The organism is Pseudomonas anatoliensis (genome assembly GCF_017976235.1).
Classification (GTDB): Bacteria; Pseudomonadota; Gammaproteobacteria; order Pseudomonadales; family Pseudomonadaceae; genus Aquipseudomonas; species Aquipseudomonas anatoliensis.
In genome coordinates, this window is the sequence record NZ_JACVHC010000008.1 from 139,195 (window position 1) to 163,363 (window position 24,169).

The 24,169-nt window shown below is 60.2% G+C and carries 21 protein-coding genes; 7 read left to right on the forward strand and 14 right to left on the reverse strand.

Annotation, left to right across the window (positions count from 1 at the left end; all coding sequences use genetic code 11):
- Nucleotides 1–17 precede the first annotated feature (17 nt).
- Both lipA and ICA16_RS24385 read left to right on the forward strand, forming a co-directional pair.
- Entirely contained in the window at nt 18–1,016 is a 999-nt protein-coding gene (gene lipA / locus ICA16_RS24380; protein WP_162184605.1) for a lipoyl synthase, read from the forward strand.
- 172 nt (nt 1,017–1,188) lie between these two features.
- Entirely contained in the window at nt 1,189–2,139 is a 951-nt protein-coding gene (locus ICA16_RS24385; RefSeq protein ID WP_210554855.1) for a S66 peptidase family protein, read from the forward strand.
- A gap of 101 nt (nt 2,140–2,240) precedes the next feature.
- Here the strand turns inward: ICA16_RS24385 and ICA16_RS24390 are convergent, their stop codons facing one another.
- The 5 genes from ICA16_RS24390 to leuS all read right to left on the reverse strand — a co-directional run bounded on the left by ICA16_RS24390 (nt 2,241) and on the right by leuS (nt 8,342).
- The gene (locus ICA16_RS24390) at nt 2,241–3,563 is read right to left on the reverse strand and encodes a lytic murein transglycosylase (protein ID WP_042561245.1); all 1,323 of its coding nucleotides are present in this window, start codon (nt 3,561–3,563) and stop codon (nt 2,241–2,243) included.
- A gap of 61 nt (nt 3,564–3,624) precedes the next feature.
- Nucleotides 3,625–3,789: an alternative ribosome rescue factor ArfA gene (arfA, locus tag ICA16_RS24395; RefSeq protein ID WP_007960579.1), complete on the reverse strand. Its 165-nt coding sequence runs from the start codon at nt 3,787–3,789 to the stop codon at nt 3,625–3,627.
- A 175-nt stretch (nt 3,790–3,964) separates the two neighbouring features.
- Nucleotides 3,965–5,002, reverse strand: coding sequence for a DNA polymerase III subunit delta (holA, locus tag ICA16_RS24400; RefSeq protein WP_210701816.1), 1,038 nt, complete (start codon nt 5,000–5,002; stop codon nt 3,965–3,967).
- A 39-nt stretch (nt 5,003–5,041) separates the two neighbouring features.
- Complete coding sequence (locus ICA16_RS24405) at nt 5,042–5,647, reverse strand: LPS-assembly lipoprotein LptE (RefSeq protein ID WP_150617307.1); 606 nt, start codon at nt 5,645–5,647, stop codon at nt 5,042–5,044.
- A gap of 88 nt (nt 5,648–5,735) precedes the next feature.
- Nucleotides 5,736–8,342 (reverse strand): leucine--tRNA ligase, encoded by a 2,607-nt coding sequence (gene leuS / locus ICA16_RS24410; RefSeq protein ID WP_210701817.1) that lies wholly within the window; start codon nt 8,340–8,342, stop codon nt 5,736–5,738.
- A gap of 254 nt (nt 8,343–8,596) precedes the next feature.
- On the opposite strand from leuS, the gene ICA16_RS24415 reads away from it, so the two are divergent.
- Together ICA16_RS24415 and ICA16_RS24420 are read left to right on the forward strand one after the other, a co-directional pair.
- Entirely contained in the window at nt 8,597–8,920 is a 324-nt protein-coding gene (locus ICA16_RS24415; protein ID WP_210701818.1) for a hypothetical protein, read from the forward strand.
- 105 nt (nt 8,921–9,025) lie between these two features.
- Nucleotides 9,026–9,787: a YdcF family protein gene (locus ICA16_RS24420; protein WP_210701819.1), complete on the forward strand. Its 762-nt coding sequence runs from the start codon at nt 9,026–9,028 to the stop codon at nt 9,785–9,787.
- Between the two features lie 86 nt (nt 9,788–9,873).
- Here ICA16_RS24420 and lnt read toward each other — a convergent pair whose 3' ends face one another.
- The 5 genes from lnt to miaB form a co-directional block, all read right to left on the reverse strand.
- Nucleotides 9,874–11,397 (reverse strand): apolipoprotein N-acyltransferase, encoded by a 1,524-nt coding sequence (gene lnt, locus ICA16_RS24425; protein ID WP_042561238.1) that lies wholly within the window; start codon nt 11,395–11,397, stop codon nt 9,874–9,876.
- 14 nt (nt 11,398–11,411) lie between these two features.
- Complete coding sequence (locus tag ICA16_RS24430) at nt 11,412–12,251, reverse strand: HlyC/CorC family transporter (protein ID WP_150602131.1); 840 nt, start codon at nt 12,249–12,251, stop codon at nt 11,412–11,414.
- A gap of 5 nt (nt 12,252–12,256) precedes the next feature.
- Nucleotides 12,257–12,751 carry an rRNA maturation RNase YbeY gene (gene ybeY, locus ICA16_RS24435; protein WP_210554859.1) on the reverse strand — a complete coding sequence of 165 codons (495 nt, stop codon included), beginning with the start codon at nt 12,749–12,751 and terminating at the stop codon, nt 12,257–12,259.
- Nucleotides 12,744–13,742: a PhoH family protein gene (locus tag ICA16_RS24440; protein ID WP_210701820.1), complete on the reverse strand. Its 999-nt coding sequence runs from the start codon at nt 13,740–13,742 to the stop codon at nt 12,744–12,746. Before ICA16_RS24440 ends, ybeY begins: the two co-directional genes overlap by 8 nt.
- Nucleotides 13,743–14,030: 288 nt before the next feature.
- Nucleotides 14,031–15,359: a tRNA (N6-isopentenyl adenosine(37)-C2)-methylthiotransferase MiaB gene (miaB, locus tag ICA16_RS24445; protein ID WP_150602134.1), complete on the reverse strand. Its 1,329-nt coding sequence runs from the start codon at nt 15,357–15,359 to the stop codon at nt 14,031–14,033.
- A gap of 133 nt (nt 15,360–15,492) precedes the next feature.
- Here miaB and ICA16_RS24450 point away from each other — a divergent pair, with 133 nt between their 5' ends.
- Entirely contained in the window at nt 15,493–15,822 is a 330-nt protein-coding gene (locus tag ICA16_RS24450; protein WP_042561234.1) for a DUF1820 family protein, read from the forward strand.
- Nucleotides 15,823–16,084: 262 nt separating this feature from the next.
- Here ICA16_RS24450 and ICA16_RS24455 read toward each other — a convergent pair whose 3' ends face one another.
- From ICA16_RS24455 to ICA16_RS24470, 4 genes are all read right to left on the reverse strand, one after another.
- Nucleotides 16,085–16,639, reverse strand: a complete 555-nt coding sequence (locus ICA16_RS24455; RefSeq protein WP_042561233.1) for a tetratricopeptide repeat protein — start codon at nt 16,637–16,639, stop codon at nt 16,085–16,087.
- 224 nt (nt 16,640–16,863) lie between these two features.
- Nucleotides 16,864–18,147 carry a glutamate-1-semialdehyde 2,1-aminomutase gene (gene hemL, locus ICA16_RS24460; protein ID WP_210554860.1) on the reverse strand — a complete coding sequence of 428 codons (1,284 nt, stop codon included), beginning with the start codon at nt 18,145–18,147 and terminating at the stop codon, nt 16,864–16,866.
- A 17-nt stretch (nt 18,148–18,164) separates the two neighbouring features.
- Nucleotides 18,165–18,788: a thiamine phosphate synthase gene (gene thiE, locus ICA16_RS24465; RefSeq protein WP_210701821.1), complete on the reverse strand. Its 624-nt coding sequence runs from the start codon at nt 18,786–18,788 to the stop codon at nt 18,165–18,167.
- 18 nt (nt 18,789–18,806) lie between these two features.
- Nucleotides 18,807–19,604: a hydroxymethylpyrimidine/phosphomethylpyrimidine kinase gene (locus ICA16_RS24470; RefSeq protein ID WP_047303578.1), complete on the reverse strand. Its 798-nt coding sequence runs from the start codon at nt 19,602–19,604 to the stop codon at nt 18,807–18,809.
- 361 nt (nt 19,605–19,965) lie between these two features.
- Between ICA16_RS24470 and ICA16_RS24475 the strand changes: the two genes are divergently transcribed.
- Together ICA16_RS24475 and ICA16_RS24480 are read left to right on the forward strand one after the other, a co-directional pair.
- Nucleotides 19,966–22,320 carry a hybrid sensor histidine kinase/response regulator gene (locus ICA16_RS24475; protein WP_210701822.1) on the forward strand — a complete coding sequence of 785 codons (2,355 nt, stop codon included), beginning with the start codon at nt 19,966–19,968 and terminating at the stop codon, nt 22,318–22,320.
- A 94-nt stretch (nt 22,321–22,414) separates the two neighbouring features.
- A complete protein-coding gene (locus ICA16_RS24480; protein WP_210554862.1) occupies nt 22,415–24,064 on the forward strand; it encodes an acyl-CoA dehydrogenase family protein in 1,650 nt (549 codons plus the stop codon).
- Nucleotides 24,065–24,169 lie beyond the last annotated feature (105 nt).

Consider the following 24,169-nt stretch of genomic DNA (forward strand, 5'->3'; position numbering starts at 1 on the left):
CTGATGCAGTGCAAACCATGATCCCGACGCTCGACGTGACCGAGCGCCCGGCCCCGCGTCCCAAGGTTGAAGCCGGCGTCAAGCTGCGCGGTGCCGAGAAGGTTGCACGCATCCCGGTAAAGATCATTCCGACCACCGAGCTGCCGAAGAAACCCGACTGGATTCGTGTGCGTATCCCGGTTTCCCCGGAAGTCGACCGTATCAAGAGCCTGCTGCGCAAACACAAGCTGCACAGCGTTTGCGAAGAAGCGTCCTGCCCGAACCTGGGTGAGTGCTTCTCCGGCGGCACCGCGACCTTCATGATCATGGGCGACATCTGCACCCGTCGCTGCCCGTTCTGCGACGTGGGCCACGGTCGTCCGAAGCCGCTGGATGTCAACGAGCCGCAGAGCCTGGCCATCGCCATCGCCGACCTCAAGCTCAAGTACGTGGTGATCACCTCGGTTGACCGCGACGACCTGCGTGACGGTGGTGCCCAGCACTTTGCCGACTGCATCCGCGAAATCCGCAAGTTGTCGCCGAACGTGCAGCTGGAGACCCTGGTTCCGGACTACCGTGGCCGCATGGACGTCGCCCTGGAAATCACCGCCGCCGAGCCGCCAGATGTCTTCAACCACAACCTGGAAACCGTGCCGCGTCTGTACAAGGCTGCGCGTCCGGGTTCGGATTACCAGTGGTCGCTGACTCTGCTGCAACGTTTCAAGCAGATGATGCCGCACATTCCGACCAAATCCGGCCTGATGCTGGGTCTGGGCGAGACTGACGAAGAAGTCATCGAAGTCATGAAGCGCATGCGCGAACACGACATCGACATGCTGACTCTTGGCCAGTACCTGCAACCGTCGCGCAGCCACTTGCCGGTGCAGCGTTTCGTGCACCCGGACACCTTCGCCTGGTTCGCCGAGGAAGGTTACAAGATGGGCTTCAAGAACGTTGCGTCCGGGCCGTTGGTGCGTTCCTCGTACCATGCCGATGAGCAGGCGAAGCTGGTCAAGGCTGAGCTGATGGGTTCCTGATTCAGCGCTGATATAAAAAATGCCCGCCGAGGCTTTAACGCCCGGCGGGCATTTTTTTGCCTGTCTTACATTCAATGCTGATTTTTCCTGCAACCTGCGGCGTGGCCGAGCCTCTTCTGTTTACCGCCGTTCCTGACTACTGTGTGTGCATGACTCACAGGGAGATCCAAGGATGACCGTTCGACCAACCCACACACTTTGCCCGCACAAAGCCGTGCCCGCGTTGCCCTCAGAAGGGCTGATCGGCGTCATTGCACCAGCCGGCCCGGGTGTATTGGACACCGATAAGGCGGTGCAATGGATTCGCGCGCGGGGTTATGGGCTTAAGGTGTTCCCCGGCGTTTATGAAAAGGATGGCTATCTGGCCGGCAGCGACGACGTGCGCTTGCGCGATCTTCATGCGGCGTTCGCTGATCCCGAAGTCGATGCAATTATTTGCCTGCGTGGCGGCTACGGCACGCCACGGCTGCTTGACCGGATCGATTACGACCTGCTGAGCCGCCATGCCAAGCCATTCGTTGGCTACAGCGACATCACCGCGCTGCACCTGGCCATCAGCCGATACGCAGGCTTCGTGACCTTTCACGGGCCGCTGCTCAACGCTGACCTGTTGGGCGACAAGGAGCCGCCAACCGTCACTTCGTTCTTCGCCATGCTGCGTGGCCAACTGAAGAGCGGCAGTGTGCTAAGCCACCCGGCGGCTTATCCGTTGACGACGGTCGAGCCCGGCATCGCCCACGGGCGTTTGCTCGGCGGCAATCTGGCGATGATCGCTGCGACTCTGGGGACGCCTTACGAAATCGATGTGGAGGGGGTGATTCTGCTCATCGAGGATATCAACGAGCCCCTGTATCGGATCGACCGACTGCTGACCCAGATGCGCCTGGCCGGCAAACTGGCCAAATTGCGCGGAGTTCTGGTTGGGGATGTCGCGGGGGTGGACGTCGAAGCTTTGAACCGGCTGCTCAAGCAGACGTTTGAGCCGTTACGGATTCCGGTGCTTTCAGGATGGCGCAGCGGGCATTGCGATCCGAACCTGACATTGCCGATGGGGGCATTGGTTCGACTGGATGCGGGGAAGCAGGAACTGATGCTGGAGCAGGATGTGGTCACCCGCCGATAATTGCGGGTGATGCAAAAAGATCGCAGCCTGCGGCAGCTCCTACACGGGATTAACGTAAACCCTGTAGGAGCCGCCGCAGGCTGCGATCTTTTGATTTTGCTTTATTGGTTACGCAGGCTTTCCAGCAGCTTATGCGTCGGATACCCATCCGCCGGCCAGCCAAACGACTGCTGTGCACTGCGAATCGCCTTGCGTGTATTGGCGCCGATGATCCCGTCTGCCGTGCCGGCATCGTAGTTGCGTGCACTCAGTAAGGTCTGCAACTCGATTCGCTCGGTGCGGCTCAGCGGCAGATCATCTTTAGGCCAAGAGCCATTGATCAAGCCAGCGCCGCCAAAGCGCTCGGACAGCAGGCTCACCGCCAGCGCGTACGACGAAGAATTGTTGTACTTGAGGATCGCCCGGAAGTTGTCGAGGACCAGGAACGCCGGGCCACGATAACCGGCCGGCAGTAACAGGGCGGCGGACAATTGTTCGGTTCCGGCGGGCGCCTGAGCCCCGTTGGGCAGCATCACGCCCAGCTGACGCCATTCGGCGACGCTCTTGCGCAGGGTGCCATCCGCCAGCGTGTAGTCGAAGTTGCCGGGCAATTGCACTTCAAAGCCCCACGGCTGGCCGCGCTGCCAGCCGGAGCTTTGCAGATAGTGTGCGGTCGAGGCCAGTGCGTCGGCCGGGCTGCCCCAGATGTCGCGGCGCCCGTCACCGTCGAAATCCACGGCATGGGTGTTGTAGGTGGTCGGGATGAACTGCGTCTGGCCCATGGCGCCAGCCCAGGAACCGAGCATCTTCTCCGGCGTGATGTCGCCCTGTTGCAGAATCTGCAGGGCAGCAATCAGTTGCGCGTGGGCAAAGCCTGGGCGACGACCTTCGTAGGCGAGGGTGGCCAGCGAGTTGATCACCGACTTGCTGCCCTGGAACTGCCCGAAGTTGCTTTCCATGCCCCAAACCGACACCAGCGCTTGGCGATCAACGCCATAACGCTGCTCGATGCTTTGCAGGATATCGGCGTATTGAATGATCAACGCCTGGCCCTTGCGCACGCGCAGCGGCGACAGTGCGCCGTCGAGGTATTCCCACACCGGGCGGGAGAACTCCGGCTGGCTGCGGTCGGCGCGAATCACGCTGGCGTCGAAACTGATATTGGCGAACGCACGGTCGAACAGCTCGGCGCGAATACCAGCGGCCAAGGCATCCTTGCGAAAACCTGCCTGCCATTCGGCAAAGGTCTGGGTCGGCTGAAGATCAAGTGGGTCGGCGGACGGCACTACCGGCGGAATAATCGCTGGGGCCGTGGCGACAGGGGCGGCTTGAAGAGGTTGCGCATCGGCGGCGGTAGGTTTTTCCGCACAGGCGACAAGCAGAATGAAGCTGGAGGCAGCGATCAATTGGCGAACAGGCCAACGACGGGAAAGACTAAAGGGCATGCACAGTTCCAGAGGATACGAATCAGGTGCAGACCTTAACATGACCGGGGGGTGCTGCGCTTTAAGCTGCCAGAAAGTAAGAAGCCTCCCAGCTATTAGACTGGAAGGCTTCGCGGCGGTAGCTGCCTTTACCCTTGGCTGGTTGTTCCTGGCGGCTGCGGAACAGGGGTTGGGCGATGATGGATTTGGCCTTGTTCGGGCCATGTTTCGATGGCTTTTTGCTCATGAGGGTTCTCTCGAGTGAGTGGGTTTTGCGGGGGAAATAATCTGCCGATGTCGGGCGTCTGTCTATAGGGCAAATGCAGGTCGTTTTGTAGGAAAGCAAGATCAAAAGATCGCAGCCTTCGGCAGCTCCTACAGGGATTGGTGTAGGAGCTGCAGAAGGCTGCGATCTTTTGATTTTATTCGGCAGGCAATGACAAACGTTGGCCAGCCATTAACAGTGCCAAGCGGCTCAGGCTCATCCACGGTGATCCGGCTGCCTGACCTTTGATTTGTGCATCAATACGCTGAGCTTCGAGCAGCAACTGCGCCCAGCGTTGCGCCGAGTAACGTTGCAGGGCTTTGCTCATCAAGGGTTTGCGCTTGTCCCACACCGGCGGTTTCGCTGAACTGAAGCACTTGTCCAGCGGCGTGCCCTGGCTGTACTGCAGCGCGATATTGGCCAGTTGGCGCAACTCCCGCGCCAGTGCCCAGAGGATCACTGGCGGTTCGACACCCTCACCACGCAACCCTTCGAGCATGCGCAGGGCGTGGGCCGGTTCACCGTTAAGGACCGCGTCGGTCAAGCCAAACACGTCGAATCGTGCACTGTCCGCCACAGCGGCCTGCACGGTTTCGACAGTGATCTGCCCACCTTCGGCCATCAGCTTGAGCTTCTCGATTTCCTGCGCGGCGGCGAGCAGGTTGCCCTCCACACGTGCAGCAATCAGTTCGACGGCGTCCTGGCTGGCCGACAACCCGGCCTGCGACAGACGCTGACGAATCCAGCTCGGCAACTGATTGGCATCCACTGGCCAGATCTGGATGAACTGCGTCTGCTGACCTTCAACCAGCGCCTTGCCCCACTTGGTCTTCTGCGCGCTGCCATCAAGCTTGGGCAGGCTGATCAGCAGCACCGTGTCTTCAGCGGGACGCGAGCAGTACTCGATGAATGCGGCAGCCCCCTTGTCACCGGGTTTGCCCGATGGCAAACGCAGTTCCAGCAGACGCTTTTCAGCAAACAGCGACATGCTGGCGCCGGCCTGCAACAACGTACCCCAATCGAAATTGGCGCCGGCGGCAAACACCTGGCGTTCGTCGAAACCTTGCTGGCGGGCAGCACTGCGGATGGCGTCGGCGGCTTCCTGACACAGCAGCGGGTCATCACCGCTGATGATATAGACGGGCGCGAGGGCGCCTTGCAGGTGTTTGCCGAGTTGCGCGGGAGCGAGCTTCATAAGAGAGGTCGAACGGGGCGCCTGAGCGCCCCGAACTTCTTACTGCTGCGGGATTTCGAGCGGCGACTGACGCGGGGTTTCCGCCTCAATCTTTTGCGCCGCTTCCAGCGCATCGGCTTCTGCCCTGGCGCGGTCATTGGCGGCCTGCTGCAGTTGCTCCAGTTGACCCGGGGTCAGCTGTTGCAGACGCAGCATCATGCGCTGAACCAGATCGCGACGGATATCGCGACGGGCGTCGTTGGCTTCCTGATCGGAGCCGACGAGGTTGTTGCCGTCGTGGATGAACACTTTCTGCACTTCAAGCTTGTCGCTGAGCAGAGACAGGTTTTTTTCACCGCGGATGTCGTAGCTCAGAACTGTGCTGAGCTGATACTCGCCCGTGCGACCGGCACCTGCATAGCTGAGGATACGCTGGCTTTCCTGTTCGTCAGCCAGGTACAGCTTGTAAGGCGCGCCGCTGTAAACCTTGACGCCGCTGGACTCCAGCACCTGACGCATTTGAGTGACGGTCTCGCCGTAGGCGTTACGGGCGCTCAGATCGAGTTCCTTGATCGTCAGTTCGTTGCTGCCAGTGCCACGCAGCTGGAAACCGCAGGCGCTCAGCAGAACAGCGAGGCCCATCACCAGCAGATTGCGTTTGATCATTGTGTTGCTCCCCTTGAAACCATGTGGGCCGACCTGGCGGCCCGAAAGGTTTTACAGTGCGTCAGGCAAACCTGACGCCCAATCCAATTTAGCTGGCGACGATGTTGACCAGTTTTCCTGGCACAACGATCACTTTGCGAATGGTCAGACCGTCGACGAAACGCAGCACGTTTTCGTTGACGCGAGCGGCGGCTTCGACTTCTTCGCGCGTCGCGCTCGCCGGCATTTCGATCTGGCCACGCAGCTTGCCGTTGACCTGGATGACCAGGGTCAGGCTGTCCTGCACCAGTGCGCTTTCGTCCACAGCAGGCCAGCCGGCATCGATCACGGCATCGGCGTGGCCCAGTTGATTCCACAGCTCATGGCTGATGTGCGGTGTGATCGGAGCCAGCAGCAAAGTCACGGCTTCCAGGCCTTCGTGCACCAGCGCACGATCTTGCTCGGTGCCTTGCGCGGCTTTTTCCAGCACGTTCATCAGCGTCATGACCTGAGCGATGGCGGTGTTGAATTTGTGGTTCTGGCCGACGTCGTGGCTGGCCTGCTTGATGGCCAGGTGGATCGAGCGGCGAACGGCTTTCTGCTCGTCGTTCAGGCTGGCAACGTCGAGCTTGCCCGGCAGGCCCTGGGTAACGTGGGCTTGCGCCAGACGCCAGACGCGCTTGAGGAAGCGATGCGAGCCTTCCACGCCGGAGTCGGACCATTCGGCGCTCATGTCAGGTGGCGAGGCGAACATCATGAACAGGCGGCAGGTGTCTGCGCCGAACTGATCAATCATCGACTGTGGGTCGACGCCGTTGTTCTTCGACTTGGCCATTTTCTCGGTACCGCCAATTTCCACCGGCAGACCGTCGGCGATCAGATTGGCGCTGATGACCTTGGCTTTGCTGTCGCGCTCAAGTTCTACGTCCGCCGGGTTGAACCAGGTGTAGGCACCGTTGGCTTCGCGACGGTAGTAGGTTTCGGCGATTACCATGCCTTGGGTCAGCAGGTTCTTGAACGGCTCGTTGGAGCTCACCAGACCTTCGTCACGCATCAGCTTGTGGAAGAAACGTGCGTACAGCAGGTGCAGAATCGCGTGTTCGATACCGCCGATGTACTGATCCACCGGCAGCCAGTGGTCAGCCGCGGATTTCTCGACCAGGCCACCTTCAAAGTGCGGCGAGGCGTAACGGGCGTAGTACCACGAAGACTCGACGAAGGTGTCCATGGTGTCGGTTTCACGCTTGGCAGGCTGGCCGCATTTCGGGCAGCTGCACTCGTAAAACTCTGGCATGCGTGCCAGCGGCGAACCGGCGCCATCCGGCACCACGTCTTCCGGCAGTACGACGGGCAGTTGATCTTCCGGTACCGGCACGTCACCGCAAGCATCGCAGTGGATGATCGGGATCGGGCAGCCCCAGTAGCGCTGGCGGCTGATGCCCCAGTCGCGCAGGCGGAACTGGGTGCGCGAGGCGCCCAGTTCTTTTTTGATCAGCGCCACTTCGATTGCATCGAACGCGCCAGCGAAATCCAGACCATCGAACTCGCCGGAGTTGATCAGCGTGCCGTGCTCGCCATAGGCGTCTTGCCATGGTGCCGGGTTGGTCTCGCCGGAGCTGGTGCGCACTACCGATTTGATCGGCAGGTCGTACTTGTGGGCGAATTCGAAATCACGCTCGTCGTGCGCTGGCACAGCCATGACCGCGCCGTCGCCGTAATGCATCAGCACATAGTTGGCGACCCACACCGGGAGTTTTTCACCGGTCAGCGGGTGCTCGACGAACAGGCCGGTCGGCAGGCCTTTTTTCTCTTGAGTGGCGACGTCGGCTTCAGCGACGCTGCCGCCCTTGCATTCAGCGATGAACGCTTGCAGCTCAGGGTTGTTCTGCGCGGCCTGAGTAGCCAGCGGGTGTTCAGCGGCGACGGCAACGTAGGTCGCGCCCATCAGTGTGTCCGGACGGGTGGTGAAGACTTTCAGGGTGCCGGCTGCGCCGATGGAATCGACGTTGTACGGGAACTGCACTTCCATGCCGCGGGATTTGCCGATCCAGTTGCGCTGCATGGTCTTGACCTGTTCAGGCCAGCCAGTCAGTTCGTCGAGGCTCTCCAGCAGTTCATCCGCATAAGCGGTGATCTTGAAGTAGTACATCGGGATTTCGCGCTTTTCGATCAACGCGCCGGAACGCCAGCCGCGACCGTCGATCACCTGCTCGTTGGCCAGAACGGTCTGATCGATCGGGTCCCAGTTGACGGTGCCGCTTTTTTTGTAAATCACACCTTTTTCGAACAGGCGAGTGAACAGCCATTGTTCCCAGCGGTAGTAATCAGGCTTGCAGGTGGTGACTTCACGCGACCAGTCCACCGCCAGGCCCAGGCTGCGCAGCTGGGTTTTCATGTAGGCGATGTTTTCGTAGGTCCACTTGGCGGGCGCTACGTTGTTCTTCATCGCGGCGTTTTCCGCCGGCATGCCGAAGGCGTCCCAACCCATTGGTTGCAGGACGTTCTTGCCTTGCATGCGCTGGTAGCGGGAGATCACGTCGCCGATGGTGTAGTTGCGCACGTGCCCCATGTGTAGCTTGCCGCTGGGGTAAGGGAACATCGACAGGCAGTAGAAAGTCTCCTTGCCTGGCTGTTCACTGACTTCAAAGGACTTTTGCTCATCCCAGAACGACTGGGCGGCGGCTTCGATTTCACGGGGCTGATATTGTTCGTGCATGGCTACTTTTGTACTGGATAGGGGTGGCCTAATCCTCTTCAACGCGGCATTCGGGACGGCCCGGACGAGCTGGAAGTGGAATGACAGGAAGCGCCGTAGCATACATGACCGTGCTTGGCCTAGGGAAACCCTGATTACAGCTGTTTGACCCGCGCAGTGGGTGGCGAGGGCCGTTGGTCGCGGCATCCAGCCGGTTTGTGCAGCGAAGCTAAGCTCTAACTGGGGAGTGAGTCTTATCTTCAATGAGGTGAGGGATGGTGGAGCAACAGCAAAGAAACATCACGAAACCTGAGTTGTACGAGCGGTTGATGGAACGTCTGGGTATGGCCCTGGACGCTGCAAAAACCGCAGACCGGCTGCGCGACGAGCGCCCCCTGGAACTGGAATTGCGTGGCTTGAGCCCCGCCGAGTTCAAACTGGTCAAGGCCTATCTGGATCGCAGTGAACGTGAAACGCACGGATGCTTGTCGCAAGCAGTGAAGCAGCTCGATGCAACACATTCGGCCAAGGTCATCTGGCTCAAGGACAAGGCGCCCCGCAAAGACACCGTCAAGGTGCGTGCTTTACGGGCCAAGTAAGCGCATGGCAGGTCAAGAAACGGATCTTTTTCAACAGGATCCCACCCTATCGGTTGTCGCGTTGTATTAACCCACTTAGGCTTCGGGCATCTTTGGAGATGCCCGATGCCTTTTCGTTATTTCATCAAACAACTTCTATTGCCCCCCGGCATTCTTTTGCTGCTGTTGCTGGCCGCGTGGTGGCTGCGCCGCTCACGGCCGCGACTGGCTGGATTGTGTTTTGCCCTCGGTTTTGGCGGACTCTGGCTGATGAGCCTGCCGGTGGTGGTGCAATGGGGCGCCAAAGCCCTCGAACGCGAGCCCCCGCTGGCCCGCGAAGATTGGGCGACACTGGCGCAACGTGCCGATGCGATTGTGGTGCTGGGTTCCGGGCGTGAGCGGGGTGATCTGGCCTGGGGCGACGATCAGCCGACCGGCGTGGGGCTTGAGCGTCAACGCTATGCGGCGCGGTTGGCGAAGGCGTCGGGACTGCCGATTTTGACCAGCGGCGGGCTGCATTACGGCACGCCGCCGACCGAAGCGAAGTTGATGGCCGATTCATTGCTGGACGATTTCGGTGTGAGCGTGCGTTGGCAGGAAGGGGCAAGCCGCACCACCTGGGAAAACGCCAGATTCAGCGCCGATATGCTGTTGCCCCAGGGGATCAAACGCGTAGTTGTGGTGACGCAGGCCTGGCACATGCCGCGATCGGTGTGGAGTTTTGAACAGGCAGGATTTGAAGTGGTGCCAGCGCCAGTGGGCTTCCTGGGTACAGACAACGCTCGGCCGTTTGGTGGCTGGCTGCCGGAGTTCAAGTCGATCTGGCAGAGCGGGCAGTTGCTGAATGACGCGGTGGGGCAGGTGGGGTATTCGCTTTTCTATCGCTGAAGATCAAAAGATCGCAGCCTGCGGCAGCTCCTACAGGGGGAATACAAATCCCATGTAGGAGCTGCCGCAGGCTGCGATCTTTTTGCTTAGAGGGTTTTGGACATCCGGCTAGCCATCAACGCCCAACCGAACAGCCCCAGACACAGGACGATCAGCGGCCACGAACGCCATTGCAGATACGGCGTCAGGTTGTGCATCGGCACGACTTCTCCATACAAAATGCCCTGTTCGAACTGCGGAATCTGCTCGGTGATCTGCCCGAACGGGTTGATCAGGCCGGTCACGCCATTGTTGGTGGCGCGGATCATCCAGCGTCCGGCTTCCAGCGCGCGCATCTGCGCCATCTGCAAATGTTGCAGCGGGCCGATCGAGGTGCCGAACCACGTGTCGTTGCTGATCGTCAGCAGCAGGTCGCTGCGCGCCGACAAGCTGGCGGCGAACTCCGGATACACCACTTCGTAGCAGATGAACGGCGCGATCTGATAGCCCTTGGCTTGCAGCATCGGCTGATCAGCGGGGCCGCGGGCGAAGTCCGACATCGGCAGGTCGAAGAATGCGATCAGTCCGCGCAGCACATCCTGCAACGGCACGTATTCACCGAACGGCACCAGTTTCTGCTTCAGGTAAGTGCCATCGCCTTCGCCCACCACAGTGATGCCGTTGTAAAAGCGTCTTTCGTGATGCACCGTCTCGCGGATCGGCACGCCGGTGATCAGCGCCGATTTACGCTCGGCGGCGAAGTTACCCATCATGCTCAGGTAGCCCTCGGCGGACTCCTTGAGTACCGGTACCGCTGTTTCCGGCCAGATCAGCAGATCCACGGGTTTGGAGCGAAAACTCAGATCGCGGTACAGCGCCAGTTGCGCGTTGAGCTGCGCCGGGTCCCACTTCATGCTTTGTTCGACGTTACCCTGAATGGCAGCAACGGTCAGCGGCTCGCCTGAAGGGCTGGTCCAGGCGTGGCCCTTGAGTGCAATCCCCGCCACCCAAGGCCCGACCAGCAATAGCAGGCCAACGGCAACAAACGCTTTACGGCCGGATTGCAGCAGACGCGGCGCGTTGTAGATCAGCGCAGCCGTCAATGCCAGAACGAACGACACCAGCCACATCCCGCCCACTGGCGCGAGACCGGCCAATGGACCGTCAAGCTGGCTGTAACCGGAATAAAGCCACGGGAAGCCAGTGAGGAACCAGCCACGAAAAGCTTCCTGACCGACCCACAACGCAGCAAATGCCAAGGCATCGGCCAGCGGTGCCTCGTTACGGCGCAGCCAGCGTGCCCAGAGCCAAGCGGGCAGGGCGAAGAAAAACGCAATCGCCGCGGTGAACAGCAGCATCAGAAATCCGGCCAACAGCACCGAAGCGCCGCCGAAATGATGAATGCTGTAATAGATCCAACTGGTACCGGCGCCGAACAGGCCGAAACCGAAGCACCAGCCCCGGCCCAGCGCCTGGCGCGGGCTCAGCTCGCGCAGACCGGCATAGAACAAACCGACCGCCAGCAGAGCCAGCGGCCAGATATCGAAGGGTGCCAGAGCGAACGTGGTGATTGCACCGGCCGCCACGGCCAGCAGGTTACCGGGCCAGCCGGGGCGGGTTGTCCAGCGCATTTCAGTCCTTAGAATTAACGAGCGATCGGCGACAGTCGCAGCAAGTGAATCCGACGGCTGTCGGCGTTCAGGATGCGGAAACGATAGGCGCCGATTTCAGTGGTTTCGTTGCGTTTTGGCAAGTGCCCGAACGCGCTCATCACCAGGCCGCCGACGGTGTCGAACTCGTCGTCGGAGAACTCGCTGTCGAAGAACTCGTTGAAGTTCTCGATCGGCGTCAGTGCCTTGATCAGGAAGTCACCGCTGGGCAGCGGCTTGATGTAGCTGTCTTCTTCGACGTCGTGCTCGTCTTCGATGTCGCCGACGATTTGTTCCAGCACGTCTTCGATGGTCACCAGACCGGCCACGCCGCCGTATTCGTCGATGACGATGGCCATGTGGTTGTGGTTGGCGCGAAACTCACGCAGCAACACGTTCAGACGCTTGGACTCCGGCACGAAGGTGGCCGGGCGCAGCAGATCCTTGATGTTGAAGCTGTCGCCGTTTTCCTTGAGGATCAGCGGCAGCAGATCCTTGGCCAGCAGCACGCCCATCACGTCGTCATGGCTTTCGCCGATGACCGGATAGCGCGAGTGGGCGGAATCGACCACGGCCGGGAGGAATTCACGCGGTGTCTGGGTCGCCTTGATGCTGATCATCTGCGAACGCGGCACCATGATGTCGCGAACTTGCAGGTCAGCCACCTGAATGGCGCCTTCGACGATGGCCAGCGCTTCGCTGTCCAGCAGTTTGTTCTGATGTGCATCGCGCAGCAGCTCAAGGAGCTCCTGGCGGTTCTTCGGCTCGTGGGCAAAAGCCTGGGTCAGTTTACCCAGCCATGACTTCTGCCCGTTGCTCGATCGATCTTCGCTCATAGCGATTACTCTGAATCCTTTGTTGTAACGATAGGGGATGGTTCGGTTTCGTCGTCCGCGTACGGATCGGGATAGCCCAGTTCAGCAAGCAACTCGCGTTCCAGTGCTTCCATTTCTTCGGCTTCTTCGTCATCTATATGGTCGTAACCAAGCAGATGCAAGCAGCCGTGAATGACCAGATGTGCCCAATGGGCCTTTAGTTCCTTGCCTTGTTCAGCAGCTTCGCGCTCAACCACGGCCACGCAGATCACCAGATCGCCGAGCAGCGGGATGTCGAGAAACTCGTCGGGCACGTCAGCCGGGAACGACAGGACGTTGGTCGCGTAATCCTTCTGGCGCCAGGTGTGATTGAGCTCACGACCTTCTTCCTCGTCGACCAGACGAATGGTCATTTCCGAGTCAGCGGTGCGCTGGCGCAGGGCCAGTTCGCACCATTGGCGGAAGTCGGCTTCACTCGGGGCGCTCGCTTCGGTAGCGATTTGCAGGTCTAGCTCAAGCATTTCGCGAAGTGTCCTTGGGCGCCTCGTCACGGTTTTCGAAGCGCTCGTAGGCTTCAACGATCCGCTGCACCAGCGGATGGCGCACAACGTCTTTAGGCATGAAGTGCGTGAAGCTGATGCCTGGCACGTCTTTGAGCACTTCGATCACATGGTGCAGGCCCGACTTGGTGCCTTTCGGCAGGTCGACCTGGGTGATGTCGCCTGTGATAACCGCGGTAGAGCCGAAACCGATACGCGTCAGGAACATCTTCATCTGTTCGACGGTGGTGTTCTGGCTTTCGTCGAGAATGATGAAGCTGTTGTTCAGCGTACGACCGCGCATGTAGGCCAGCGGCGCGACTTCGATCACCTGACGTTCGATCAGCTTGGCCACGTATTCGAAGCCGAGCATTTCGTAGAGAGCGTCATAGAGCGGGCGCAGGTAGGGGTCGATCTTCTGCGACAGATCACCGGGCAGGAAACCGAGCTTTTCACCTGCCTCAACCGCCGGACGCACCAGCAGGATGCGCCGGATCTGCTCGCGCTCCAGTGCATCGACCGCGCAGGCCACGGCCAGATAGGTCTTGCCGGTACCGGCCGGGCCTATGCCGAAGTTGATGTCGTTACCGAGAATTTCCTTCACGTAGCGCAACTGATTCAAGCCGCGAGGGCGAATCATGCCTTTTTTGGTGCGCAGGGCGACGGAGGCTTCCGCGGGGGCGTGGTTGTCCAGCTCGACGACGGCTGATTCCTGCAGGAACAGGTGAACCATATCTGGCGACAACTCCGTACCCTTGGTTTCGCGGTACAGGCGGCGAATCAGATTTTCCGCAGACGTGGTGTGCTTGGGGTCGCCGATCAGCTCGAACTGGTTTCCGCGGTTACGGATCTCGATGCTCAGGCGCTGTTCGATCAAGCGCAAATGCTCGTCGAATTGCCCGCACAGATTGGCGAAGCGATGAGCCTCAAAGGGCTCGAGAATAAAACGATGTGGTTCTATGGGAGCGTTCAAGGTCGTATTTAGCCGCCCTGGGGCAATTAAGATGAAATCAAGGATAACGCCAGTGGCCTGGGTGCGAAAGCTCTTAAATATCGCTGCCGCTCTCGAGCGCTTTCTCTATGGCTGAAGAATTCATCTGTGGCGAGGGGATTTATCCCCGATCAGCGGCGCAGCCGTCGTAAAACCATCCAGTGCGGCATATCAGATGCACCGCAGTTGCAGGTTTTGGGGGCGCTTCGCACCCCATCGGGGATAAATCCCCTCGCCACAAAAACCTTCTCCCACAGAGGAGATATGTTGTTACTGGATCAGCGAGCCGCGCAACGAGTGCGGTTGCGCCGCGTCGATGTGCACATCTGCGAACTGGCCGATCAGGGTTGGATTGTCGCAGCGGAAGTTGACGATCCGATTATTCTCGGTGCGCCCTTGCAGTTCGCCCGGGTCTTTCTTCGAGTAATCGGTCACCAGAATGCGCTGGGTCGAGCCGACCATTTGTCGGCTGATTTCGAAACCTTGCTGATTCAGGCGGTGCTGAAGCGCGTTCAGGCGTTCTTTCTTCAGCGCTTCCGGCGTGTCGTCGGTCAAATCGGCGGCCGGTGTGCCCGGGCGCTGGCTGTAAACGAACGAGTAGGAAAAGTCGAAACCGACGTCTTCGATCAGCTTCATGGTCTGTTCGAAGTCTTTTTCGGTTTCGCCCGGGAAGCCGACGATGAAGTCCGAGCTGATGCAAATTCCCGGCACCGCCGCGCGCAGTTTGCGCAATTTGGATTTGTACTCCAGCGCCGTGTGGTTGCGTTTCATTGCCGCCAGAATCCGGTCGGACCCCGATTGCACCGGCAAGTGCAGGTGCTTCACCAGTTCCGGTACTTCGGCGTGGGCCTGGATCAGGCTGTCGGAGAACTCCAGCGGATGCGAGGTGGTGTAGCGAATGCGATCGATGCCATCGACGGCGGCGACTACGCGGATCAATTCGGCAAGATCGGCCAGACGACCGTCATGGGTGGTGCCGCGATAGCCGTTGACGTTCTGCCCCAGCAAAGTCACTTCACGCACGCCGTTTTCGGCCAGATGAATGATCTCGGCGAGCACGTCGTCGAAGGGGCGGCTGACCTCTTCGCCGCGGGTATAAGGCACCACGCAGAACGTGCAGTACTTGCTGCAACCCTCCATCACCGACACGTAAGCACTCGGGCCGTCGATGCGCGGCTCGGGCAAGTGGTCGAACTTTTCGATTTCCGGGAACGAGACGTCGACTTGCGGCAATTTGGTGATGCGTGCGGCGTCGATCATTTCCGGCAGGCGGTGCAGGGTCTGCGGGCCGAACACCACGTCGACGTACGGTGCGCGATCACGGATCGCCGCGCCTTCCTGGCTGGCCACGCAACCGCCGACGGCAATCACCATGTCCGGGTTGGCCAGTTTCAGTTCGCGCCAGCGGCCCAGTTGCGAGTACACCCGGTCCTGGGCGCGCTCGCGGATCGAGCAGGTATTGAGCAGAATCACGTCGGCATCTTCGGCGCGAGCAGTGACTTCCAGGGCCTGATGTTCACCCAGCAGATCGACCATGCGCGAGCTGTCGTACTCGTTCATCTGGCAACCGTGGGTTTCGATGTAAAGCTTCTTGGCCATGGATTAGGATCGTCACGTGATTCAAAGAACCGCGCATTATAGGGAACATGTCTCCATGTTCCTACCGTTGTGCGTCCGGTGGCTATGCTATAGTTCGCGCCCTCATTTTTATCCCCGATGTTATCCGCCCGCCATGACCAAACGCGAAGCTCCAATCTACAAGGTGATTTTCCTCAACCAGGGCCAGGTGTTCGAAATGTACGCCAAGCAGATCTATCAAAGTGATCTGTGGGGCTTCCTGGAAGTGGAAGAGTTCGTCTTTGGCGAGCGCACGCAGATGGTCGTCGATCCGAGCGAAGAAAAGCTCAAGGCACAATTCGAAGGCGTGGTGCGCAGCTTTGTGCCGATGCATTCGATCGTGCGCATCGACGAGGTCGAGCGTCTGGGTACACCGAAAATCAGCGAAGCCCGTGGCACGGTCGGCAATGTGATGCCGTTTCCGATGCCGATGCCTGAGAAGTAAAACCCTTTTCTGTGGCTGAAGAAGATTTAGTGGCTGAACAGGATTCAGTGGCTGAATAGGATTTAGTTGAGTGGCTGAACAGGTTTTATTTGTGGCGAGGGGATTTATCCCCGATGGGCTGCGAAGCGGCCCCAAAACCTGCAATCAAACTCTTTCTGACACACCGCATCGAATGGTTTGCGACTGCTGCGCAGCCGATCGGGGATAAATCCCCTCGCCACAAAATCCCATCAGCCATATCACCCCTAGAGGTCAGCAGAACTCAGGGCAGTGGCGAAAACGGCGTACGCCCATCGGCGCTCTGCAATTCCATCAGGTATTTACGGAAAATTTGCCCGAGCACCTGCGTGGCAGTTTCGAGGTCTTCGCGGGACATTTTTTCAGAGACTTCGTCGGCAGTGTCCAGCGCCTCTTCGGCGCCGTTGACCGCAGCCATCTTCAGCACGATGTACGCCTGAATGTTATTGGCCTGAACGCCTTCACCGTGGAAAAACATGGTGCCGAGCTTGAATTGCGCCTGGGCGTGGCCTTGCAGCGAGGCCTTTTCAAAATAGCTCAGGGCTTGATTGAGGTCGCGCGGCGCATTCTTGCCGTCGTAGTAGAACTCACCCAACTCATATTGCGCTTGCGCATCCCCTTCATCCGCAGCCTTTTGGCAGGCAGCCAGTGCCTGCGTGACGTCTTGCGGCTGAGTATTGAGGGTGCAACGACCCATCGCCGGGATCAACAACGAGTTGCCGCCTGCTTGTGCATGCGCGAGCAGGGGCTGAAGGAGCAACAGGCAGCCCAAGGCAAGGGTGCGGCCGGTGCGGTTCATGGGAATCGACTTACCTCTGAAGGGCACGCGGACCCATCGAGGGATCCAATAAGCGCGCATTATGAAATAAGCAGGGCCAACCTTACAAAGTCTTTACTCGTTTTTCTGCTGCGCGGGGAATATATCGCCCACTTTAGGCGGATATTTAGCAGAGGCGTCGGAAAAACAGCTCGGGTGTAGGTGAAAGCTGACGCTGGCAATGGCCAACGTCAGCGGTTCGGCGATTATTTCAGTTTGGCGAAGGCGCGCTCGGCTGCATCCAGCGTCAACTTCAACTCGGCTTCGCCGTGGGCGATAGAGGTGAAACCGGCTTCGAATGCACTCGGCGCCAGGTACACGCCGCCTTCCAGCATCAGGTGGAAGAAGCGACCGAAGAGGGCAGCGTCGCTGGCCATCACGTCTTCAAAGGTGACGATGTCGTCGGCACCGCTGAAGTACAGGCCGAACATGCCGCCGGCCTGAGTGGTCACGAACGGAATACCTGCTGCATCGGCGCGTTGTTGCAGGCCGTCGAGCAGGCGAGTGGTGTAATCGGTCAGTTCGTCGTGGAAACCCGGACGGCTGATCAAGCGCAGAGTGGTCAAACCGGCAGCCATGGCCAGCGGGTTACCCGACAGTGTGCCGGCCTGGTAAACCGGGCCCAGCGGCGCGATGCGCTCCATGATTTCACGCTTGCCGCCGAAACAGCCGACCGGCATACCGCCACCGATGATCTTGCCGAAGGTGGTCAGGTCTGGCTTCACGCCGTAGTAAGCCTGTGCGCCACCGAGGGCCACGCGGAAACCGGTCATCACTTCGTCGAAAATCAACACCACGCCGTGTTTGTCACACAGCGAGCGCAGACCTTCGAGGAAGCCCGACGCTGGCGGCACGCAATTCATGTTGCCGGCCACTGGCTCAACGATAATGCACGCGACTTCCTGGCCGACTTCGCCAAGCATTTTTTCTACCGCGTCGATGTCGTTGAACGGCAGGGTCAGCGTGTGTTTGGCGAACGCCGCCGGTACACCCGCCGAGCTCGGAACGCCTTGGGTCAGCGCGCCGGAACCGGCCTTGACCAGCAGGCTGTCGGAGTGACCGTGGTAGCAGCCTTCGAATTTGATGATGCTGTCGCGGCCGGTGAAACCACGGGCCAGACGGATCGCACTCATGGTCGCTTCGGTGCCGGAGCTGACCATTCGCACCATGTCCATCGACGGCACCAGCGAGCAGACCAGGTCGGCCATCTCGGTTTCCATTGCGGTCGGCGCGCCGTACGACAAGCCGTGTTGCAGTTGATTGCGCACCGCGTCCAGCACGTCCGGGTGGCTGTGGCCAAGAATCATCGGGCCCCACGAGCCAACGTAATCGACATAACGCTTGTCGTCTTCGTCAGTGACGTAGGCGCCTTCGGCGTGTTTGAAGAACAGCGGCGTGCCACCCACGCTCTTGAACGCGCGAACCGGCGAGTTCACGCCACCGGGAATGTGTTTCTGGGCATTGGCAAACAGGGTTTCGGAACGAGACATGATCGGGCTCTCAAAAATCAGGATTTGAACAATTCATTGAATGCGCGGGCGCGGCGGGTCACTTCGGCGGTGCTGTCGGCACCGAACAAACCGTGGACCACAGCAAGCAAGTCGACGCCGTGGGCCACCAGCGGCGCCGCGTTGTCGAGGGTGATGCCGCCAATCGCGCAGATCGGTAGATGCAGCGCACGTTTGGCATCGTCGAGCAGATCGAGGCTGCAAGTCGGCGCGCCGGGTTTGGTGTTGGAATTGAAGAAACGACCGAAGGCGACGTAACTCGCACCTTCCTTGGCAGCCTGTTGGGCCAGTTCGATTTGCGCGTGGCAAGTCGAGCCGATGATCGCTTTCGAGCCGAGCAGGGCGCGGGTCGGTGACAGCGGGCCGTCGGTCTGGCCCAGATGCACACCGACGTTCAGGCGCGCGGCCAGTTCGGCGTCGTCGTTGATGATCAACTGCGTCTTGTAGCGTTCGCACAAATTGCGCAGCGCCTCGGCCTCGCGCAGACGGCGGGCCTCGTCGCTGCTCTTGTCGCGGTATTGCAGCAGGGTGACGCCGCCTTCCAGCGCCGCCTCCACATACGACAGGAACTTGCCGGCCAGCAACTGGCTGTCGGTAATGGCGTACAGGCCACGTAGTTTCATCAGGCAGACCTCACGACGTTACGAGCAGAAATCCAGCGGCAGGCGACGCGGGACGAACTGGCCTTTGCCCAGTTGTTCGGCATCGCGCAGGGTGCGCCAGGTGTAATCCAGTGCACTGCGCACGGCGCTGGCGAGGTTTTCACCTTGCGCCAGGCGACCGGCCAAGGCACTGGCGAGGGTGCAGCCAGAACCGTGATAACTGCCCGGCAAACGCTGGCAGTAAAAGGTTTCACGCAGGCCGTCGCGGCTGTACAGGCGATTGTGGATTTCAGTTTCGTCGCCGTGGCCACCGGTAATCAGCAGGTTCTTGACGAATGGCAGAAGTTTTTCAGCGCACTCGTCCGCGGTGCCTTCGGGCAGTTCGGCGAGGATGCGTGCTTCGGGAAGGTTGGGGGTGGCAATGATCGACAGTGGCAGCAGACGCTCGCGCATCGCATAGCCGACTTCGTCCTTGCCCAGACGTCCGCCGCCGCCGGCGCGCAGCACCGGGTCGCAGACCACCGGCAAGTGCGGGTGCGCGGACAGCAGTTCGACAACGGTGTCGACCATTTCCAGCGAACCGAGCATGCCCAGTTTGACCGCAGCGACTTCGGAGTCGTTGAGCACGGCATTGGCCTGGGCCAACACCCACTCACGGTCGAGGACGCGGAAGTCAGTGACGTTGACGGTGTCTTGCACGGTCAGGGCGGTGACGGCCGGAGCCGCATGGCAACCCTGCGCGAGCAGGGCTTCGATATCTGCCTGCAAGCCGGCGCCACCACTGGGGTCGTGGCCGGAGAGACAGAGGACAACGGGGCGGGAGCTGTAGATATTCATGGTGCGCGAGCTTACCACCAAAGCTGATTTTCGGGTGTGGCTGGTGTAGCAAGATCAAAAGATCGCAGCCTTGGGCAGCTCCTACAGGGAACGCATTCCAGTGTAGGGGCTGCCCAAGGCTCGGGCCGCGTTCGGACGATCTTTTGATCTACCTGACCAACCCAACAGCTCTAGCGCGGTGCTTTGCTCTAGAACGCCCGTTCTAGAGCCTTTGTAGGAAAAATTCCGATGGTGCTCAATGGCCATCAACGGCTATGCTAGTCTGGATCCAAACCAATAACAGGTAATACCGGTTTTACGTCTACTCAAAAGGAATGGGGGGGCTTCCTGACACAACCGGACGAGCCACGCTGGGGCTTCAATGCGCTATCTGCTGATGTTGCTGTTCTGCTTGCCCCTCATGGCGAGCGCTGTCGAGTTCGACGAATTCACCCAGAGCCTCCCTCTGGGCCGGTCACTGCAAGTGTTCGAAGACCCGAGCGGTCAGGCGAGCATTGCCGATGTCCGTGCGCAGGCCGCTGCCGGCAATTTCATAGCTCACGACAAAGCCACGCTCAATGCCGGGTACTCCCGCTCGGCGTTCTGGCTGAAGATCGACCTGCATTACCGCCCGAGCAATCCGGCCGCCCAGCGCACCTGGCTGCTGGAGTTGGCGTATCCGCCGCTCGACCATCTCGACCTGTATCTGCCCGACGCCCATGGCGACTTTCGCCTGATCAGGCAAACCGGCGATGCCTTGCCGTTCGCCAGTCGTGAGATCCGCCAGAACAACTATCTGTTCGACCTGACGTTCGCGCCCGATCAACAGCAGACCGTGTACCTGCGACTCGCCAGCGAAGGTTCGATCCAGGCGCCGGTGACATTGTGGTCGAGCACTGCGTACCTCGAAGATCAGCCGGTGCGTCTGTACGTGCTGGGCATCATTTATGGCGTGCTGCTGGGGATGGTGGTCTACAACCTGTTCATTTACCTGAGCGTGCGAGACACCAGTTACCTCTATTACATCTTCTATATTGCCTCGTTCGGTCTCTATCAACTGTCGGTGAATGGCGCGGCGGTCGAGTATTTCTGGCCGAACAATCCGTGGTGGGCCAACGCCGCCACACCGTTCTTCATCGGTTGCGCGGGGCTGTTCGGCAGCCAGTTCGCCCGCAGCTTTTTGCAGACCAAGATGCACAGCCGCTGGCTCGACCGCTTGCTGATCGCCTTGATCGCATTCGGTGCGCTGGTGGTCGGTCTGTCGTTGATGGCCAGTTACGCCTTGGCCTTGCGCCTGGCAACAACGTTGGCGCTGACCTTCACCGTGGTGATTTTCGCCGCCGGGATTCTGGCCTGGTGCCGCGGCCTGCGGGTGGCGCGCTACTTCATCATCGCCTGGTCGGCATTCTTGCTCGGCGGCATCGTCAACACGCTGATGGTGCTCGGTTTGCTGCCGAACGTATTCCTGACCATGTACGCCAGCCAGATCGGCTCGGCCATCGAGGTGGCGCTTTTGTCGCTGGCGCTGGCCGACCGCATCAACGCGATGCGCGAGCAACAGGCGCAGACTCTGTTCGATGCCGGGCAGAAACTCGAAGTCCTCAACCAGCAACTCGCCCACAGCAACAAGCTCAAGGATGAATTCCTCGCAACCCTGACCCACGAACTGCGCACGCCGATGAACGGTGTTATCGGCTCGCTGGAACTGATGCAGACCGTCGACCTGGACCCGGAACTTGAGCAATACCAGCAAACTGCCGCCAGTTCTGCCCGGGACATGATGCGCATGGTCAACGGCATCCTCACCCTCACCGAGTTGCAGGCCGGCAAGCTCAAGGCGACACCGGGCACTTTCAGCCTGCGCGGCGTGGTCGAGGCATTACGCCTGCAATTTGAAAGTAATGCGGCGAGCAAGTCGCTGGACTTCAAGGTCGACGTGCTGCCGACCCTGCCGGATCGCCTGAACGGCGACAGCACGAAACTGGCGCAATGTCTGGAATGCTTGCTGGATAACGCGATCAAGTTCACCCGCGTGGGCGGTCTGGCGCTGCGCGTTACCGGCAAACCGTCGACGGACAATCGTATGGCACTGTCGTTTGCGGTGATCGACACCGGCATCGGCTTCACCGATCTGGGCGAGGCGACGATGTATCAGCGCTTCTTCCAGCTCGACGGCTCAATGACCCGTGAGTACGGCGGGCTGGGCGTCGGGCTGGCGATTTGCCGACAATTGGCGGAGTTGCTCGGCGGCAAGCTCACCCACCGTTCCGAGCCGGGAAGTGGCAGCCGCTTTCAACTGGACGTGGAGTTCGAACTGCCGGTGGTCGAACCTGCGCCAATAGCGACGCCTGCCCGCGATTGCATACGCGCACCACAGGACTGCACGGTGCTGCTGGTCGATAACAACAGCGTCAATCAACTGGTGATGCGCGGCATGCTGCTCAAGCTCGGTTTCCGCGTGCGCACCGCCGACAATGCTTCGGCAGCGCTCGATTACCTGCGGCGCGAAAGCTTCGACGCGGTGCTGATCGATTGCCAGTTGCCTGCTCATGACGGCGCGGCATTGTGCTGCCAGATCCACGCGTTGCCGGGTTGCGCGCATTTGCCGGTGTTCATGCTGGCGCTGAGTGCCGACCGCGAGATGTGCAGCCCTGGCGCGGTGATCGATTACCTGAACAAACCAGTGAAATTCGAAGATTTGCAGGCGGCGCTGGAGCGGCGCGTGCTCTGCTGTTGATAGGGTAAAAGCGCCGCAAAAACGGCGGATATGACACTTTGTTCGGCGTGGGGGCGGTGCTTAACTGACCTTCTCGCTGAAGAAGGAACCCGTCATGAACCTGCATCAGTTCGCCGAAACCCACGAAGTCACCAACCAGCCGCCGTCGCTGGACGGCAGCAACCTGTACCGCATTGATCTGCCGTTGCAGGAGTGGTCGCGCCGGTTTGGCGCCGGTTGGGCCGAATCGCGAATTGATGCCTACGGTGCTCTCGCGGGCGGGCCGCTGATGGAAGCCGGGTTCCTCGCCAATCAAAACAAACCGGTATTCGCGAGCCATGACCGCTACGGTCATCGCATCGATCTGGTTGAATTCCATCCCGCTTATCACGAGCTGATGCGCACGGCCATCGAGCATGGCCTGACGTCCTTGCCATGGGCGCACCCGCAGGACGGCGCTCACGTTGCCCGGGCCTCCATGAGTTACCTGCACAGCCAGGCCGAGGCCGGCAGTGGCTGCCCGTTGACCATGACGTTCGCCAGCGTTCCGGCCCTGCGTTTGCAGCCGAACCTGGCCGAGCAATGGCTGCCGAAAATCCTCGCCACCGAATACGATCCGCGCAATGTCGGCATGGCGCACAAGGCCGGGGTCACCATCGGCATGGCGATGACCGAGAAACAGGGCGGCACCGACGTGCGCGCCAATACCACCAAAGCCTATCCGGTCGGTGCCAGCGGGCCGGGCGAGGCCTATGAACTGGTCGGGCACAAGTGGTTCTGCTCGGCGCCGATGTGCGATGCGTTTCTCACGCTGGCGCAGACCGACAAAGGCCTGACCTGTTTTCTGCTGCCGCGCCATCGTCCCGATGACACGCGCAATCAGTTCTACATCCAGCGCCTGAAAAACAAACTCGGCAACCAGTCCAATGCCTCCAGCGAAGTGGAATTTCGCGGGGCGCTGGCGTGGATGGTCGGCGAAGAGGGGCGCGGCGTGCCGACCATCATCGAGATGGTGGCCATGACCCGTTTCGATTGCATGGTCGGCTCCAGCGCGCTGATGCGTCAGGCGCTGACCCAGGCCAGCCATCACTGCGCGCACCGCATGGTCGGCGGCAAACTGCTCAGCGAACAGCCGTTGATGCAGAACGTGCTGGCCGATCTGGCGCTGGAAAGCGAAGCCGCGCTGGCCCTGAGCCTGCGCATGGGCAAAGCGCTCGATCATCTGGATGATCGCCACGAAGCGCAATTCGCCCGGTTGGTGACGGCGGTGGGCAAATACTGGATCTGCAAACGTGCGCCGGCCATGATCAACGAAGCCGCCGAATGCATGGGCGGTGCGGGTTATGTCGAAGACAGCATCCTGCCACGGCTGTATCGCGAGGCGCCGGTCAACTCGACGTGGGAAGGTTCGGGCAACGTGCAGTGCCTCGACGTGTTGCGTGCCTTGTCGAAAGAGCCGGGCGTGCTGGATGTGTTGTTCAGCGAACTCGGTGACGGCCATGGCGATAAACGTCTGGCCGCGCATATTCAGCAGTTGCAGGCGCAGTTCAAGGACACGAGTGACATTCAATACCGGGCGCGGCAGTTGACTGAGGATATTGCGCTGGGGCTTCAGGCCAAACTGTTGCTGGAGGCGGGGAATTCGACGGTCAGTGATGCATTTATTGCCAGTCGTCTGAGTGGTGGCGGGCGAGTCTACGGCGCGCTGCCGCGTGGGCTGGACGTCGAAGCCATCGTCGCCCGCTCGACCCCCCGGATTTTCTAATTACATAAATCTCCTGTAGGAGCTGCCGAAGGCTGCGATCTTTTGATCTTTAGAGGCAAGATCAAAAGATCGCAGCCTTCGGCAGCTCCTACAGGGGGCGTGGGA